Origin of the sequence: Blastococcus saxobsidens, from assembly GCF_010682065.1 — a bacterium.
Lineage (GTDB): Bacteria > Actinomycetota > Actinomycetes > Mycobacteriales > Geodermatophilaceae > Blastococcus > Blastococcus saxobsidens_B.
On sequence record NZ_JAAGWG010000022.1, the window covers coordinates 1 to 13,792 of the forward strand.

At 75.2% G+C, this 13,792-nt stretch carries 14 protein-coding genes and 1 riboswitch; of the genes, 7 read left to right on the forward strand and 7 right to left on the reverse strand.

Going from position 1 to position 13,792, the window contains the following annotated elements:
- Positions 1-71: 71 nt before the first annotated feature.
- Positions 72-1,622, reverse strand: coding sequence for an ATP-dependent DNA ligase (locus tag GCU60_RS13760; RefSeq protein WP_163206152.1), 1,551 nt, complete (start codon positions 1,620-1,622; stop codon positions 72-74).
- A 39-nt stretch (positions 1,623-1,661) separates the two neighbouring features.
- Positions 1,662-2,891, reverse strand: coding sequence for a DUF222 domain-containing protein (locus tag GCU60_RS13765; protein ID WP_163206154.1), 1,230 nt, complete (start codon positions 2,889-2,891; stop codon positions 1,662-1,664).
- Between the two features lie 315 nt (positions 2,892-3,206).
- Here GCU60_RS13765 and GCU60_RS13770 point away from each other — a divergent pair, with 315 nt between their 5' ends.
- Together GCU60_RS13770 and GCU60_RS13775 are read left to right on the forward strand one after the other, a co-directional pair.
- Positions 3,207-4,025 carry an HpcH/HpaI aldolase/citrate lyase family protein gene (locus GCU60_RS13770; RefSeq protein WP_345770590.1) on the forward strand — a complete coding sequence of 273 codons (819 nt, stop codon included), beginning with the start codon at positions 3,207-3,209 and terminating at the stop codon, positions 4,023-4,025.
- A 29-nt stretch (positions 4,026-4,054) separates the two neighbouring features.
- Entirely contained in the window at positions 4,055-4,333 is a 279-nt protein-coding gene (locus GCU60_RS13775) for a hypothetical protein (protein WP_163206158.1), read from the forward strand.
- Here the strand turns inward: GCU60_RS13775 and GCU60_RS21640 are convergent, their stop codons facing one another.
- Positions 4,334-5,950: a GGDEF domain-containing protein gene (locus GCU60_RS21640; protein WP_345770591.1), complete on the reverse strand. Its 1,617-nt coding sequence runs from the start codon at positions 5,948-5,950 to the stop codon at positions 4,334-4,336.
- Between the two features lie 282 nt (positions 5,951-6,232).
- Positions 6,233-6,383, forward strand: a riboswitch (cyclic di-AMP (ydaO/yuaA leader).
- 276 nt (positions 6,384-6,659) lie between these two features.
- Between GCU60_RS21640 and GCU60_RS13785 the strand changes: the two genes are divergently transcribed.
- The gene (locus tag GCU60_RS13785) at positions 6,660-7,532 is read left to right on the forward strand and encodes a hypothetical protein (protein ID WP_163206163.1); all 873 of its coding nucleotides are present in this window, start codon (positions 6,660-6,662) and stop codon (positions 7,530-7,532) included.
- 22 nt (positions 7,533-7,554) lie between these two features.
- On the opposite strand, the gene GCU60_RS19920 is transcribed toward GCU60_RS13785, so the two are convergent.
- Genes GCU60_RS19920 through GCU60_RS13800 form a run of 4 tightly spaced genes read right to left on the reverse strand, consistent with a single transcriptional unit; the run spans position 7,555 to position 9,390 of the window.
- A complete protein-coding gene (locus GCU60_RS19920; RefSeq protein WP_204262053.1) occupies positions 7,555-7,710 on the reverse strand; it encodes a hypothetical protein in 156 nt (51 codons plus the stop codon).
- A gap of 35 nt (positions 7,711-7,745) precedes the next feature.
- Positions 7,746-8,117: an ArsC/Spx/MgsR family protein gene (locus GCU60_RS13790; protein WP_163206165.1), complete on the reverse strand. Its 372-nt coding sequence runs from the start codon at positions 8,115-8,117 to the stop codon at positions 7,746-7,748.
- A 25-nt stretch (positions 8,118-8,142) separates the two neighbouring features.
- The gene (locus GCU60_RS13795; protein ID WP_163206167.1) at positions 8,143-9,075 is read right to left on the reverse strand and encodes an MBL fold metallo-hydrolase; all 933 of its coding nucleotides are present in this window, start codon (positions 9,073-9,075) and stop codon (positions 8,143-8,145) included.
- A gap of 9 nt (positions 9,076-9,084) precedes the next feature.
- Complete coding sequence (locus GCU60_RS13800; protein WP_163206169.1) at positions 9,085-9,390, reverse strand: hypothetical protein; 306 nt, start codon at positions 9,388-9,390, stop codon at positions 9,085-9,087.
- 85 nt (positions 9,391-9,475) lie between these two features.
- Between GCU60_RS13800 and GCU60_RS13805 the strand changes: the two genes are divergently transcribed.
- The 4 genes from GCU60_RS13805 to GCU60_RS13820 all read left to right on the forward strand — a co-directional run bounded on the left by GCU60_RS13805 (position 9,476) and on the right by GCU60_RS13820 (position 13,747).
- Complete coding sequence (locus GCU60_RS13805) at positions 9,476-11,128, forward strand: bifunctional 3'-5' exonuclease/DNA polymerase (protein WP_163206171.1); 1,653 nt, start codon at positions 9,476-9,478, stop codon at positions 11,126-11,128.
- Positions 11,129-11,256: 128 nt separating this feature from the next.
- Complete coding sequence (locus GCU60_RS13810) at positions 11,257-12,081, forward strand: sulfite exporter TauE/SafE family protein (RefSeq protein ID WP_163206173.1); 825 nt, start codon at positions 11,257-11,259, stop codon at positions 12,079-12,081.
- A gap of 62 nt (positions 12,082-12,143) precedes the next feature.
- On the forward strand, positions 12,144-12,815 hold the full coding sequence (locus GCU60_RS13815) for a SatD family protein (protein WP_163206175.1): 672 nt from the start codon (positions 12,144-12,146) through the stop codon (positions 12,813-12,815).
- Entirely contained in the window at positions 12,812-13,747 is a 936-nt protein-coding gene (locus GCU60_RS13820; protein WP_163206177.1) for a hypothetical protein, read from the forward strand. Before GCU60_RS13815 ends, GCU60_RS13820 begins: the two co-directional genes overlap by 4 nt.
- Positions 13,748-13,792: the final 45 nt, after the last annotated feature.

The window sequence follows — 13,792 nt, forward strand, 5'->3', positions numbered from 1 at the left end:
CACCGCGGCCACACCGCGCTCGGCGGACGAACCCCCGCCGCCCGCGTCACCAACCTGGCGGGTCAGTACACCTAGGGCGCGCCGGCCAGCAGCGCCCGCACCGCCTCGAGGGTGTCGGCCTCGGCCGGGGTCTTGTCGGGCCGGTAGCGGAGCACGCGGGCGAAGCGCAGTGCGACGCCGCCGGGGTAGCGCGGGCTGCGCTGGGCGCCGTCCACCGCGATCTCGACGACCAGTCCCGGCTCCAGGAGCACGCCCCAGGGCGTCTCCTCCCGCGCGTGCCCGGGGAAGGTGCGGGTCTGCCAGTCCAGCAGCTCGTCGGTCATGCCCTTGAACGTCTTGCCGACCATCACGGGCTCGCCGCCGTCGGGGTCGCGGGCGCCGAGGTGGATGTTGGAGAGCTTCCCCGCGCGGCGGCCGTAGCCCCACTCCGCGCCGAGGACGACGAGGTCGAGCGTGTGCACCGGCTTGACCTTCTGCCACGCCTTGCCGCGCCGGCCGGCGGCGTAGGGCGCGGTGAGGTCCTTGACGACGACGCCCTCGTGCCCGCCGTCGAGCGCGTCCTCGAGCACCTGGGCGGCCTGGTCGGCGTCGGGCCGGCGGACGCCGGGCGTGCGCAGCGGGGCGTGGGCGTCGTCGGCGAGCAGTGCGGCCAGTGCGTCGAGGCGGACGTGCAGCGGCTCGTCCAGCAGGTCGCGACCGTCGAGGTGCAGCAGGTCGAAGAAGAACGGGCTGAGCAGCCCGCCGGCATCCGCGGGCTCCTCGCCGGTCGTGGTGCTGCCGAAGCGGCTCATCGTGTCCTGGAACGCCCGTGGCCGGCCGTCGTCGTCCAGGGCCAGCGTCTCGCCGTCGAGGACGACGGTGCGGCAGGGGAGGGCACGCACCCGCTCGACCAGCTCGGGCACCCCGCCGGTGACCTCGCGCAGCGTGCGGGTCCAGACGCGGACGTCGTCGCCGTCCCGGTGGACCTGGATGCGGGCGCCGTCGAGCTTGAACTCGACGGTCACCTCGGAACCCAGGGCGGTCAGGGCGGCGTCGAGCGAGCTGCCGGGGCTGGCCAGCATGGGCCGCACCGGCCGGCCGACCTGGAGGCGGACGGCGGCGAGCGCCTCGGCGCCGCCGGCGAGGGCGGTGGCGGCGGTCGCCGGGAGGCTCCCGGACAGCATGAAGGCGCGCCGGACGTCGGCGGCGGGGACGCCGGATGCCGTGGCCACCGCCTCCAGCACCACGCCTTCCAGGGCGCCCTGCCGGAGCTCGCCGGTGATGAGCCGGACGAGGAACCGCTGCTCCTCGGTGGAGGCCCGGGCGAGGACGTCGCGCAGGAGCATCTCCCGGCGCCCGGACGACCCGGGACCGGCCGTGCCGGCGAGCTCCTCGAAGGTCGCGTCGACGGTGGCCACGGTGAGCGTCGAGTCCGTCGCGGCGCCGCCGGTGAGGGAGGCGAGCGACCGCCAGCCGACCCCGAGCCGGCGTTGCAGCGGCTCGCCCGAGAGCCAGGCGGTGACAGCCGGCAGCTCGCCGGCGTCCGCGCGGCGCAGGGCCTCGGCGATGAGGCCGGCCTTGGCCGTCCGCCCGCGGGCGGCCGTCACCGCGGTGGACGCGGCGACGACCTCGGCGAGCAGCATCCCGCCATCGTGGCAGGCGGTGCCGACGGGCGAGCGCGGTCAGCCTGCGCGGGCGCGGGCGGTCTCGTCCGGAAGGCGTGGCAGGAGCAGGATCTCGCTGCCGTCGGGGCGCCAGGTGCGCCATCGGCCGTCGGCTCGTCGCTCCACGCGGAAGCCGTGGTGGACCTTGCTGTGGTGTCGTTCGCACAACAGTGCGGAGTTCTCGAGGGTGGTCTCGCCGCCGTCGATCCAGTGCACGAGGTGGTGGACGTCGCACCAGTGCGCGGGGGCGTCGCAGCCGGTGAAGACGCAGCCGCGGTCGCGGTGGTCGACGGCGCGGCGCAGCTGGGGTGGGGAGACCCGCTGGCGGCGGCCGTAGTCGAGGACCTGGCCGTCGGGGCCGAGGACAATGCGGCTGACGCCGCCGTCGCAGGCCAGCCAGCGGGCCCGGGCGGCGGAGATCAACGCGCTGAAGCCGGTCTGGGCGGTACCGGGGCCGGTGGCCGGGTCGACCAGGTCGTCGAGGTCCACGCGGACCACGACGTGCGGCTTCTGGGTGCGCAGGATCGGCAGGGAGCCGGCGGCGAGCTGGTTGTCGCAGAGCTGGACGAGGGCGTCGGCGGACTGCTGGGCGCGGGTGCGGGTGTCCCCGGCGGGGCGGGACGCCTGCAGGATCGATTCGACCGCGGTGAGCAGCTTCTCCCCGCCGACGGCGTCGAGGTGGAACCGGCCGCTGAGGGAGCCGTCGGAGTGCCGGGCGGCGGTGAAGCTGCGCTGCTCGGTGGGGTCCGGCTCGGGGCCGTCGGGGTCCAGGCGCGCGAGGTAGTGGCCGACGACCTGCCGCAGCTCGGCGTGCGGGCGGCCGGCGGCCACCTCGGCCAGCGCCGCATCCACCCCGGCCACGTCGACGCCCTGGGCATCGGCAGCCGCGAGGTGCTCCGGCGCCGTCACCGGCGCGATCGCAGCGACCGCTTCTGGCGTCACCTCACCGCGCGTGGCGGCAGCAGCCACGGCGGGCAGCTGGTCCAGTGCCCGCCCGTTGCGGACCAACTGGTTGGCCGCCGCCGCCGACAGCCGGGCGTGGCCGCGCAGCCAGGAGGCCATCGACGCCTTGCCGTCGTGCTCGGCGGCGCCGGCCAGCTCGCACTGCCGCACCGTGCGGGCGACCTCGGCGGCCAGCCGGTTCTGCATCGCCAGCAGTGGACCGAGGCGCTCGAGCAGAGCCGGACCGAACAGGCCCTCGATCCGTTCGGCAGCGAGCGCGTCCAGCGCCTCGTCCAGCTGGTCCACGACACCTCCCGAACGCTCGATCAGACGTTCGAATCCTACCGCCCATCGGACGGTCGTGCCACCCGAAAGCGCAGGTCAGAGCCCTGTCCACAGAACTTCGGGCACTCTTGACAGCGACCCCCTACATCGTCGCCGGACACCGGGAGCAGTTCCCGCGACCAGCTCTCGGCTCCCTTCGTCGCAGCGCTCCGGCAGATCGCGCGGCTGGCTGCCCGCCGTTCCCGCTGACCGGAAGCACCGCGCGTCGCCGCGTGGGACGTGCGCGCGGCCGGGGCCGATCGGGGTCAGGATGGGCACGTGGCTGGACGGAGAACGGTGGGACCCGACGATGCGCGCTCGTGGCTGCTGGTCAACGGAGCGCGGGGTGAGCTCTTCGACGTCGCGCACGGCTCGCGCGCCGACCAGGTCATCCTGGACATCGAGGACGCGGTGGACCCCGCGCACAAGGCGGAGGCCCGCGAGGGCGTGATCCGGTGGCTCGCCGAGCCCGATCACACCGCCTGGGTGCGCATCAACGACCACGCCAGCCAGTTCTGGGCCGATGACGTCGCGCAGCTCGCCGGCTCCCCGGGGCTGCAGGGCGTCATGCTCGCCAAGACCGAGGCCGCCGAGCACGTCACCGAGACCTTCGACCGGCTCGGTGGCTCCACCCCGGTGCTGGCGCTGGTGGAGTCGGCCCTCGGCATCGAGGAGTCGGTGAACATCGCCCGTGCCCGCGGCGTCTTCCGGCTCGCGTTCGGCAGCGGTGACTACCGCCGCGACACCGGCACCAGCGCCGACGAGCTCGCCATGGCCTACCCACGCTCCCGCCTGGTCGTGGCCAGCCGGATCGGCGGGCTCCCCGGACCGATCGACGGGCCCACGGTCAGCAGCAGCCATCCCGTGCTCCGCGAGCAGACGGCGGTCACGGTCTCCCTCGGGCTGACCGGCAAGCTCTGCCTGGACATGGACCAGCTGCCCGTGATCAACGAGGTCATCAGCCCGACGCCGTCCGACGTCGCCTGGGCGCGGGACTTCCTCGCCGACTTCGACGCGCGCGGTCAGGTCATCCGCGACGGCAGCGACCTGCCGCGGCTGGGGCGGGCACGCAAGATCGAGCGGCTCGCCACCGTGTTCGGGGTCGAGCCCTCCTGATCCGGCTGCCCGGGGGCCAGGATCGCCGGGTGGCGACCTATCGGGTGCTGGTGACGTACACGGTCGACGTCGTGGACGAGGACGCGCTGCTCCGCGCCGGCGCGGCCGCGTGGGAGGCGTCGGCCGGGGGATGGGCGGTCCGCGTCGACGAGGACGGCGGCGTCACGGCGGCTACGCAGGACGAGGCGGCGGCCTGGGTCCCCGGGCCGGAGGCCAGCATCGCCTTCGTCGTGGGTGCGCAGCCCGCCCCGTCCGTCCCGGGAGTGCGGGTCACCCGGTCCGGCGTGGACGTCCAGCCGGGCGCCTGATCAGCCGGCTTCGCTGACGACCCGGTCCCGTCCCTGGCGCTTGGCCGTGTAGAGGCGGGCGTCGGCCCGGGCGAGCATGTCCGTGGCCGCAGGCGAGTCGAGACCGTCGGTGCTGGCCGCGCCGATGCTGACCGTCACCGGCAGGTCGCCGGTCAGCTCGGCCCAGGCCTGTGCGGCCACGGTGCGCCGCACCTCCTCCAGGTGCCGGACGGCCGCGGCCGGCTCCAGGCCGACGACGACGAGCAGGAACTCCTCGCCGCCCAGCCGGGCGACGAAGGATCCGGCGTAGGCGCTGTCGGCGTTCGCCGGGTCGGTCTCCACGAGCAGCTGGGCCACCGCGCGGAGCACCCGGTCCCCGGTCTCGTGGGAGCAGGTGTCGTTGATCCGCTTGAAGTGGTCGAGGTCGAGCAGCGCGACGGTCACCGCGCCGGCGGCCGCTGCCGGGTCGCCCAGCACCCGGGACAGCTCCTCGTCGACGAACCGCCGGTTGTACAGGCCGGTGAGCGGGTCGCGCAGCGACAGCTCGCGGTATCGGCGGGACTGGCGACGGGCCTCCGCCGTCTCGTACATGGCCTGGAGCGCCCGGGCCCGGGCGTCCCGGTCGGCCGACTGGAGCTCCATGAACTCGTCGGTGTAGAGCTTGTGCTCCTCGAAGGCCTGCCGGTAGCGGCCGGCGGCGGCATGCAGCTCGGCCTGCTCGCGGCGGGCGCGGACGCGGATCGAGGTCAGCCCGTGCTGCTCGCAGCGGCGCACGCACTCGTCGAGGTTCTCCTGGGCGCCGGCGAGGTTCCCGCGCCGACGGCGCAGCTCGGCCAGCGTGAGCAGGAAGTCGGCCCCGGCGTCGCCGTCGAGGGAGGAGTCGAGCACCTCCGGGTGCAGCCCCGGCAGCATCGCCGCCTCGGCGTCCGCCAGCCGCCCCAGCTCCATGAGCGCGCGGCCGATCGTGTCCAGCCGCCCGGCACGCAGCGGGACGCCGTGCCGCGCGGCGACCTCCTGCAGCCGGGTGCTCCAGACGAGGGCCTCGTCGTATTGGCCGCTGATCGTCTCGCAGTAGGTGCGGTTGTTGAGGACGAGCACCTGGCGTTCGACGTCGCCGATCTCCTCGGCGATCCCCAGCACGAGGTCGTAGCGCTCGCGCGCCACGAGGTCGCCGTTGAGACCGAGGCAGTCGGCCAGTCGGCCGTGGTGGTCGATGCGCAGTTCGTCCGGCGCGTCCTCGGCGAGCAGGTCCGCGGCGCGGACGGCGTGCTCGAGGGCCTGGGACAGGTCGCCCAGCTTCTGGAAGACGCCGGCCAGGAGGAAGTGCGCGCGCGCCTGCAGGTGCGTCGCGCCGTGCTCGACCGCCCAGCGGAGGGTCTCCTGGGCGCGCCGGCCCGCCTCCGCGACGTTGCCGCGGCGCCGCGTCAGGTCGGCCAGCACCAGACCGGCGCGCCGCTCGAGTTCGAGCAGCCCGAGCTCCCGCGCCGTGGCGACGGCGCGTTCGGCCGGCTCCTCGACGTCGTCGTGCTCGAACCGGGACACGATCTCCAGGTGGTCCACGACGGCCCAGAGGGCGGAGCCGGACGCGGGTACGACGGCGTCGCACTCCTCGCCCGGACGCTCCGCAACGCTGGTCACACCGATCCATCGGGCCCGGACGGCGATTCCTTGAGCCCGCGGACGCCGTGACCTGCACCGCACCGCTCCGAGGGGGTAGCCCCCTGACCTGCGCATCCGTGCCCCTGGGGCCCCGACCCCGGCCGGTCGGGGGCGGGGCGGCCCTACACGGGTCCGCGCTCCGCGCAGCGCCGCGACGCTCGTTCCGATGCCGAAAAAAACGTTCTCGCATTGTCACGAGTCCATAACGGCGGCTACCGTGGCGTCGTCCGCCCGGTCGTTTCGTCCCCACCAGGGGAGCCCGGTCGGACGCCGCCGAGTCGCCCTCCGGGGCGAGCCGGGGACCCACCGCAGTACTGGGGTGAATCCAGCTCAGGGCGCGAGCCCGGAGCCGGTAGGGCTGCTTCCCGCCCGAATCCGTCAGCTAACCCGGTAGGCGGCAACGGAAGAACGGAGAGCCGCCGGATGGCGTGCCCCTGCACGGACGTACGACCCCGCTCGACCCAGCGACCCACCCCGGTGTGCTCCCGGATCTGACCCCGCGCGGCCGCATCTGACGCCGCGCCACCGCGGGCCCACCGCCCCGAGCGCCTCCGCTCGACCGGCTCCACGCCGCTTCCCAGGTGACCCGCACCGGCCCGGCCCCGGCCGCCGCTGCCCGCACATCCGCGCCCGCGCGCCCCTGCCAGGGGGCCCTGCTGCGCTCGTACCCACGGAGCACCGAACACCCATGAACCCCCGCACCACCACCTCCGGCCGCGCTGCCCGCTCGCGCTTCCGCACCCCCACCCCCGCCCGCCGTCCCGGCGTGTACCTCGGCATGGCCGCGGCCGGCGCCGTCCTGGTCAACGTCCTGATCGGTGTCGAGCCCTCGGCCCAGGCCGAGGCCACCCCCAGCGAGTCGCTGAGCGTCGCCGCCGAGCTCGGGCTCAGCGCGCAGTCCGGGCCGATCGACGTGACCGAGGACATCCAGCCGCTGGAGCAGCTGGCCGCCAGCCGCAGCTCCCGCCAGGCCGCCGAGACCCAGGCCCAGCAGGCGCAGGCCGCCGCCGACCAGGCCGAGCTCGACCGGCGCAAGGCGGAGGAGGAGGCCAAGGCCAAGGCCGCCGCGGAAGAGGAGGCGAAGGCCAAGGCCGCCGCCGAGGCGGCTGCGGCTGCGGCCGCCGCGGAGACGGCCACCGCGACGGCGACGCAGTCGGCCCAGGGCTCACCGGCGGCCGCCGCCTCCACCGCGGCCAGCGCGATCGCCAAGATCACCAACAGCGCCGGCCCGGTGTCCGCGCGGGTGCAGGCCGCCGCGAACGCCGTCGTCAGCAACGTGCCCGGTGCCGACCGCATCACCCTCGGCGGCACCCGGGCCAGCGCGGCCGACCCGGGCGGGCACCCGTCCGGCAACGCGCTGGACTACATGGTCATGTCCAACTCGGCCCTCGGGGACGCGATCGTGGCCTACCACCGCGCGCACTGGGACGAGCTGGGCGTCGACTACATCATCTGGCAGCAGCGGATGCTCTCCTCGGCCAACGGCTCGTGGCGGGCGATGGAGAACCGCGGCAGCGCCACCGCCAACCACATGGACCACCCGCACGTGAACTACCGCTGACGCCGGCGGCCCCGGCGACCGGTCACAGCAGCCGGTCGAGGTCGTCGGGGCCCGGGCCTGTCCCGCCCTTGTCGGTCAGCGGCGAGGTCTCGGGCAGGTCGTCGTCCGGCGGTTCGGGAGCGACCGGCCCCTCGGCGTAGAGGGTGTCGGGGTCGCTGGGGTCCATCTCGGTGGGCACCGACCGCCCTTACCCGCGCGGCGCGGCCGGAAAGCTCAGGTCGCGCCGTCGTCGCGGGCGGCCGCGACCACCTCGGCCAGCGTCCCGCCGTCGCGGGCCACCCACGCGCGCCCGTCGTCGGCCAGCACGATGGGCCGCTGGATGAGCAGCGGGTGCGCCACGAGGACCGCGATCCAGGCGTCCCGCTCGCGCGGCAGGTCCCGCAGCCCGAGCTCGCGGGCCACCGGCTCCGACATGCGGGTGATGTCCCACGGCTCCAGCCGCAGGGCCGTCAGCGCCGCGCGGAGCTCGTCCTCGGTCGGCGGGGCGTCGAGGTAGTGGCGCAGCGTGAACTCCGCGCCCGACCGCTCCAGCTCGTCCCGCGCCACGCGGCACGTGGAGCACGACGGGTTGAACCAGACCTCCACCCGGCCACCGTAGAGGTGCCGCTCCTCAGGGCAGCAGGCTCCACGGGTCCTCGCGCCGCCACACGGTCGGCAGGTGCAGCCCGACACCCTGCGCGGCGGCCAGCCCGCCGAGCACCCGCAGCGTCACGTCGAGGTCGTCACCGGCGTACGGCAGCCCCCGCAGCGGGCGGTCCAGCGGGCGGAAGAAGTCGTCCCAGTGGACGAGCACCACCTCCCGGGCGCCGACGGCCTCCACCGTCTCGGCCCAGTAGGCCCGGATGTAGTCCTCGGACTGCACGCCGAGCTGCCCCACGCCCAGGTGCACCACGTCCGCGCGGACGCCGGCCAGCGCGCCCGGGACGAACCCGGCGCTGCCCTGCACCAGCGTCGTCCGCCCGCTCCGGTGGGCCACGAGCACCGACCAGGCCTCACCGCAGCGGTAGGCGGTCGTGCGCACCGGCGGGACCACCGGCTCGGTGATGCGGCCCGGATACCGGTCCGGCGGGCAGTGCGCGGACTCGACGAAGGTGAGGGTGAAGGAGCCGAAGGGCATCGGCGCGTGCGGTGCCACCAGCTGGATCCGGCTGTCGGGCAGCCCGCCGCCGCGCCCCACCTGGGCGGCCGACCCGCCGCCCACGAGGACGGCGCCGGTGCGGGCGGCGACGGCCGCGGAGTCCAACGCGTGGTCCACGTGCGTGTGCACCGGCACCACGGCCCGCAGCCGGGAGCCCGGCCCGTCCAGCCCGAGCCGGCCCAGCGCGGCGTCGATCCGCCCCGCGTCCGGGGCCACCCGGCCGAGCGCCACCCGGAGCAGGGGCGGCCGGGAGAAGAAGCCGTCGGTGAGGACGGCGTCCTGGCCGTCGTCGAACAGCAGGGTGGAGACCCCGAGGAAGGTGACGCCGAGGTCGCCGCTGGCCGCGGGGACGTCGAACAGGTCCGCGCGGTCGGCCAGCGAGGGGCGGCCCGGCTTCATGCGCACCCGCGCACGCTAGCCCCCGGCTGCCGCCAGCAGGCTTTCCACGGCGGGGGAGCGGCGCACCCGGACCGGGCGCCCGGCGCGCTCGGCGGCGGAGAGGTGGTCGAGCACCAGGTCCACCGCGGGCAGCGAGAGGCCGGTGACGGAGCCGGCGTCGATGCCGTCGACGGGCATGGGCTCGCGGCCGTAGCGGGCGACGAACGAGTCGACCGACGCCGCGTCGACCTCCCCGGCCAGGCAGAGCACCCGCCCGGCTGAGGTGTTCAGCAACCGGACGACGCCGCGGGACGGGCCGGTGCGGGCCGGTGCGGAACTCATTCCCGCAGTCTGTGCCGGAGCGGCCGCCGGGGCACGGCAGCCGGCGTCCGGCGGACCTGTCGCCGGTGTCGGCGAGACTGCGCGGGTGAAGCGGATCGTCCTCGTGCGTCGCGGTGGCGACACCGTCGAGGTGTTCGAGCCGGCGTCCCCGGGCCCCGGGGCCGGCCCGGTCCTGATCCCGGCCGCCGACCTCCCCGCGTTCGTCCGGGAGCGGGAGGCCGGACCGGTGCGCTGGGTCTGGGACGACACCACCCGCTGGTACCCGGCGCTGCTGGACGCCGGCGTGCGGATCGCCCGCTGCACCGACCTGCGGCTCACCCATGCGCTGCTGCGCCGCTCGCCGTTCGCCGACCGCGCGCTGCTGCTGGCCGACGAGTCGGCCGGGTGGGCCGCGCTCCAGCCGGTCACCGCCACCGACGCCGCGCTCTTCCCGCTGGACGACCCGGCCGACCGGCTCGACCCGCTCTCCGAGCACGGGCGCCAGCAGGCGGTGCTGGGCGCTTCCCCGGAGCGGCGCCGGCTGGAGCTGCTGCTGGCCGCGGAGTCCTCGGGGGCGCTGGTCGCCGCGGAGATGACGCACGCCGGGCTGCCGTGGCGCACCGACGTGCACGAGCAGCTGCTCACCGACCTGCTCGGGCCACGCCCGGCGGGTGGGCACCGGCCCGCCGTCCTGGAGCGGCTCGCCGGGGAGCTCCGGCAGGCGCTGGGGGCACCGGCGCTGAACCCCGACTCGCCGGTCGACGTGCTGCGGGCGCTGCAGGGCGCGGGACTCCCGGTGGAGGACACGCGCTCGTGGACCCTCGAGGGCATCGACCACCCGGTAGTCCCGCCGCTGCTGGAGTACAAGAAGCTCTCCCGGCTGCTGCAGGCCAACGGCTGGGCGTGGCTGGACACCTGGGTGCGCGACGGCCGGTTCCGCTCCTGGTTCCTCCCCGGTGGCGTGGTGACCGGGCGGTGGGCGTCCAACGGCGGCGGAGCGTTGTCCGTCCCCGTCCAGGTGCGGCCGGCCGCGGTGGCCGACGAGGGGTGGCGGTTCGTCGTCGCCGACGTCGCCCAGCTGGAGCCGCGGGTGCTGGCCGCGATGAGCGGTGACCTCGCGATGGCGGAGGCCGCGCGGTCGGCCGACCTGTACCAGGGCATGGTCACCGCCGGTGCCGTGGCCACCCGGTCCGAGGCGAAGCTCGGGATGCTGGGCGCGATGTACGGCGGCACCCGTGGGGAGAGCGGGCGCATGCTGCCGCGGCTGGCCCGCCGGTACCCGCACGCCATCGGCCTGGTGGAGGAGGCGGCCCGGGCGGGGGAGCGGGGCGAGGTGGTGCGCACCCTGCTCGGCCGCGGCTCGCCGGCCCCCAGCGGGCCCTGGGCGGAGGCCGACCTCGGCGAACCACCGGAGGCCGGTGGCTCAAGGCAGGAGCAGGACCGGCACCGGCGCGCCTGGGGCCGGTTCACCCGCAACTTCGTCGTCCAGGGCACCGCCGCGGAGTGGGCGCTGTGCTGGCTGGCCGACCTGCGCAACCGGCTGTGGCGGCTGGGGGAGGGGGAGCCCGGCGAGCGTCCGCACCTGGTCTTCTTCCTGCACGACGAGGTGCTCGTGCACACCCCCGCGCACCTGGCGCCGGCCGTGGCCGAGGAGGTGCGGCAGGCCGCGGCCGAGGCCGGCCGGCTGCTCTTCGGGTCCTTCCCGGTCGATTTCCCGCTCGACGTCGCCGTCGTCCGGTCGTGGGCCGACGCCGGATGAGGGTGCAGGCCGGATGAGGGTGCAGGCCGGAGGGTGCAGGCCGTGAGGAAGGATCTGCCCGTGGTCGCAGGCGCTCCGGAGATCCCGCTCGGCGGCGACCCGGGCGTCGCGCAGGCGGCGTCGCCGGCATGATCGACCTGTTCTCCGCCGATCTCCTGCCCGAGGGCCTGACCACGGCGACGCTCGTGCTGCTGCTGCTGGCCGCGCTGACGGCGGGCTTCGTCGACGCCGTCGTCGGTGGCGGCGGCCTGATCCAGCTGCCGGCGTTGCTGCTCGTGCCCGGCATGAGCCCGGTCCAGGCCCTCGCGACGAACAAGCTCGGTTCGGTGTTCGGGACGAGCACCAGCGCGATCACGTACTACCGCCGCGTGCGCCCGGACCTGCGCACCGCGCTGCCCATGGCCGGCATCGCGCTGGTCAGCAGCTTCGTCGGGGCCTCGGTCGCCGCGCTGCTGCCGGCGAGCCTCTTCCGCCCGGTGATCGTGCTGGCGCTGGTCGGGATCAGTGCCTTCACCCTGTTCCGGCCCGCGCTGGGCGAGGTGACCGCGCTCCGGCACGCCGGCCGCCGGCACCACGGCATCGCCGCCGGCCTGGGCGCGGCCATCGGCCTCTACGACGGCATCCTGGGCCCGGGCACGGGGTCGTTCCTGGTCTTCGCGATGGTCTCGCTGCTGGGTTACGACTTCCTGGCGGCCAGCGCCAAGGCCAAGATCGTCAACTGTGCGACCAACCTCGGGGCGCTGCTGTTCTTCGTCCCGCACGGCTCGGTGTTCTGGGGGCTGGGTCTGCTGCTGGGGGCGGCCAACATGATCGGGGGGTACCTCGGCGCCCGGACGGCGACCAGCCGCGGCACCAGGTTCATCCGGATCGCGTTCCTCGTGGTCGTCACCGCGCTCATCCTCCGGCTGGGTGCCGACGTCTGGTCGGAGAACGTGGCACCGCTCCTCGACTGACCGGCGCGTCGACCGGTTGCTTATACTTGCAAACTCATAAGCTGAGAGCTAATGTCAGCCGCGTGAGTGTCGAGGAGCACTGGACCGCGGCCGTCCTGGGTGACGTCGTCGCCTCGAAGACCCATGCCCGGCGGGCGGAGGTCCAGCGGAGCATCGAGAGCGCCCTGGCGGAGGTCAACGAGGCGGTCCCGGCGGTGCAACCGCTCGACGTGACGATCGGCGACGAGTTCCAGGGGGCCTACCGCTCGGTGGCGGACGCCGTCCGCGCCACCCTGCTCGTCCGCCTGCTCCTGCTCCCTGAGGTGGACACGCGCTTCGGCATCGGCAGCGGACCGGTCACCGTCTTCGACGCCACCCGCCGGCCGATCTCCCAGGACGGCCCCGCCTGGTGGGCGGCGCGCGAGGCCATCGACCACGTGCACCGGCAGCAGACCCGCGGCGGGCACGAGCGGGCGGCGCGCACCTGGTACGTGGCCGCCGACGGGGCGGACGGCGCCGACGGCGGGGAGCAGGCGCGCTTCGTCAACGCCCACCTGCTGTGCCGGGACGCCCTCGTCCCGCGGCACGACGAGCGCGGCGTCACCCTCCTCCGCGGGTGGCTCACCGGCCGCACCCAGGTGGACCTGGCCGCCCAGCTCGGCATCTCCCAGTCGGCGGTGTCCCAGCGGCTGACCCGCATGGGCGCGTTCGCCGTCCGCGATGCCCAGGAGGCGCTGGGCGGGGCCGGGTCATGATCTGGCCGGCACTGGTGCTGCTCTCCCTCGGCGTCGTCGACCTGGCGCGCTGGGACAGCGAGCGGCTGGGCCGGGGGAGCCTGCTCGGTCCGCTCCTCGCCGGACTGCTGGCCGCGGTCGTGCTCCGGCTGGGCGGCCTCGGCACCGGGGCGACCGCGGGTGCGGTCGTCGTCGTGGTCCTGCTGTCCCTCGGCTGGGCCGTCGCGGTCGCCGCCTCGGTGCGCGAGGAGCGGCCGACGTGGCCGGCCCTGCTCGTCGCCGGCTGCCTCCTGGGTGCCGCGCTCGTCCTGGCGCCGGCCGCCCCGCCGCTCGGCGGACGCCTCGAACGCTGGTACCGGTCCCTGCCGTGGCCGGCGCTGGACGGCGTGCCGCTGGAGCGGGCCCTGCTCGTGGTGGCCTGCGCGGTGTTCCTGATCGGCACCGGGAACGTGCTCGTACGCCTCGTGCTCACCGCGTCCGGCAGCAAGGTCCGGCGCAGTGAGCAGCAGATCAAGGGCGGTCGGGTGCTCGGGCCCATGGAGCGGCTGCTCATCCTCGGGCTCGGCCTGTCGGGCAACGTCGCCGCCGCCTCGATCATCGTCGCCGCGAAGGGGTTGCTCCGGTTCCCCGAGCTGCAGTCCTACCGCGCCGAGCCGGGCGTCGACGGTCGTCCGGCCGACGTCGCCACGTCCGACGGCGCCAGGTCCGACGGCGCCAGGTCCGACATCGCCAGGTCCGACATCGCCATGTCCGACATCGCCAGGTCCGACATCGCCATGTCCGACATCGCCATGTCCGACATCGCCATGTCCGACATCGCCACGTCCGACATCGCCACGTCCGACGACGAGCCGGCGACGCCGGGGCAGCGCATCGACGTCCTGACCGAGTACTTCCTCATCGGCTCGATGACCAGCTGGCTGCTGGCGCTGGCCTGCCTGGCCCTGGTATGAGCCCTGGGCTTCTACCGCGTGGGCTATGAGCAGCCGGTCGCGGTG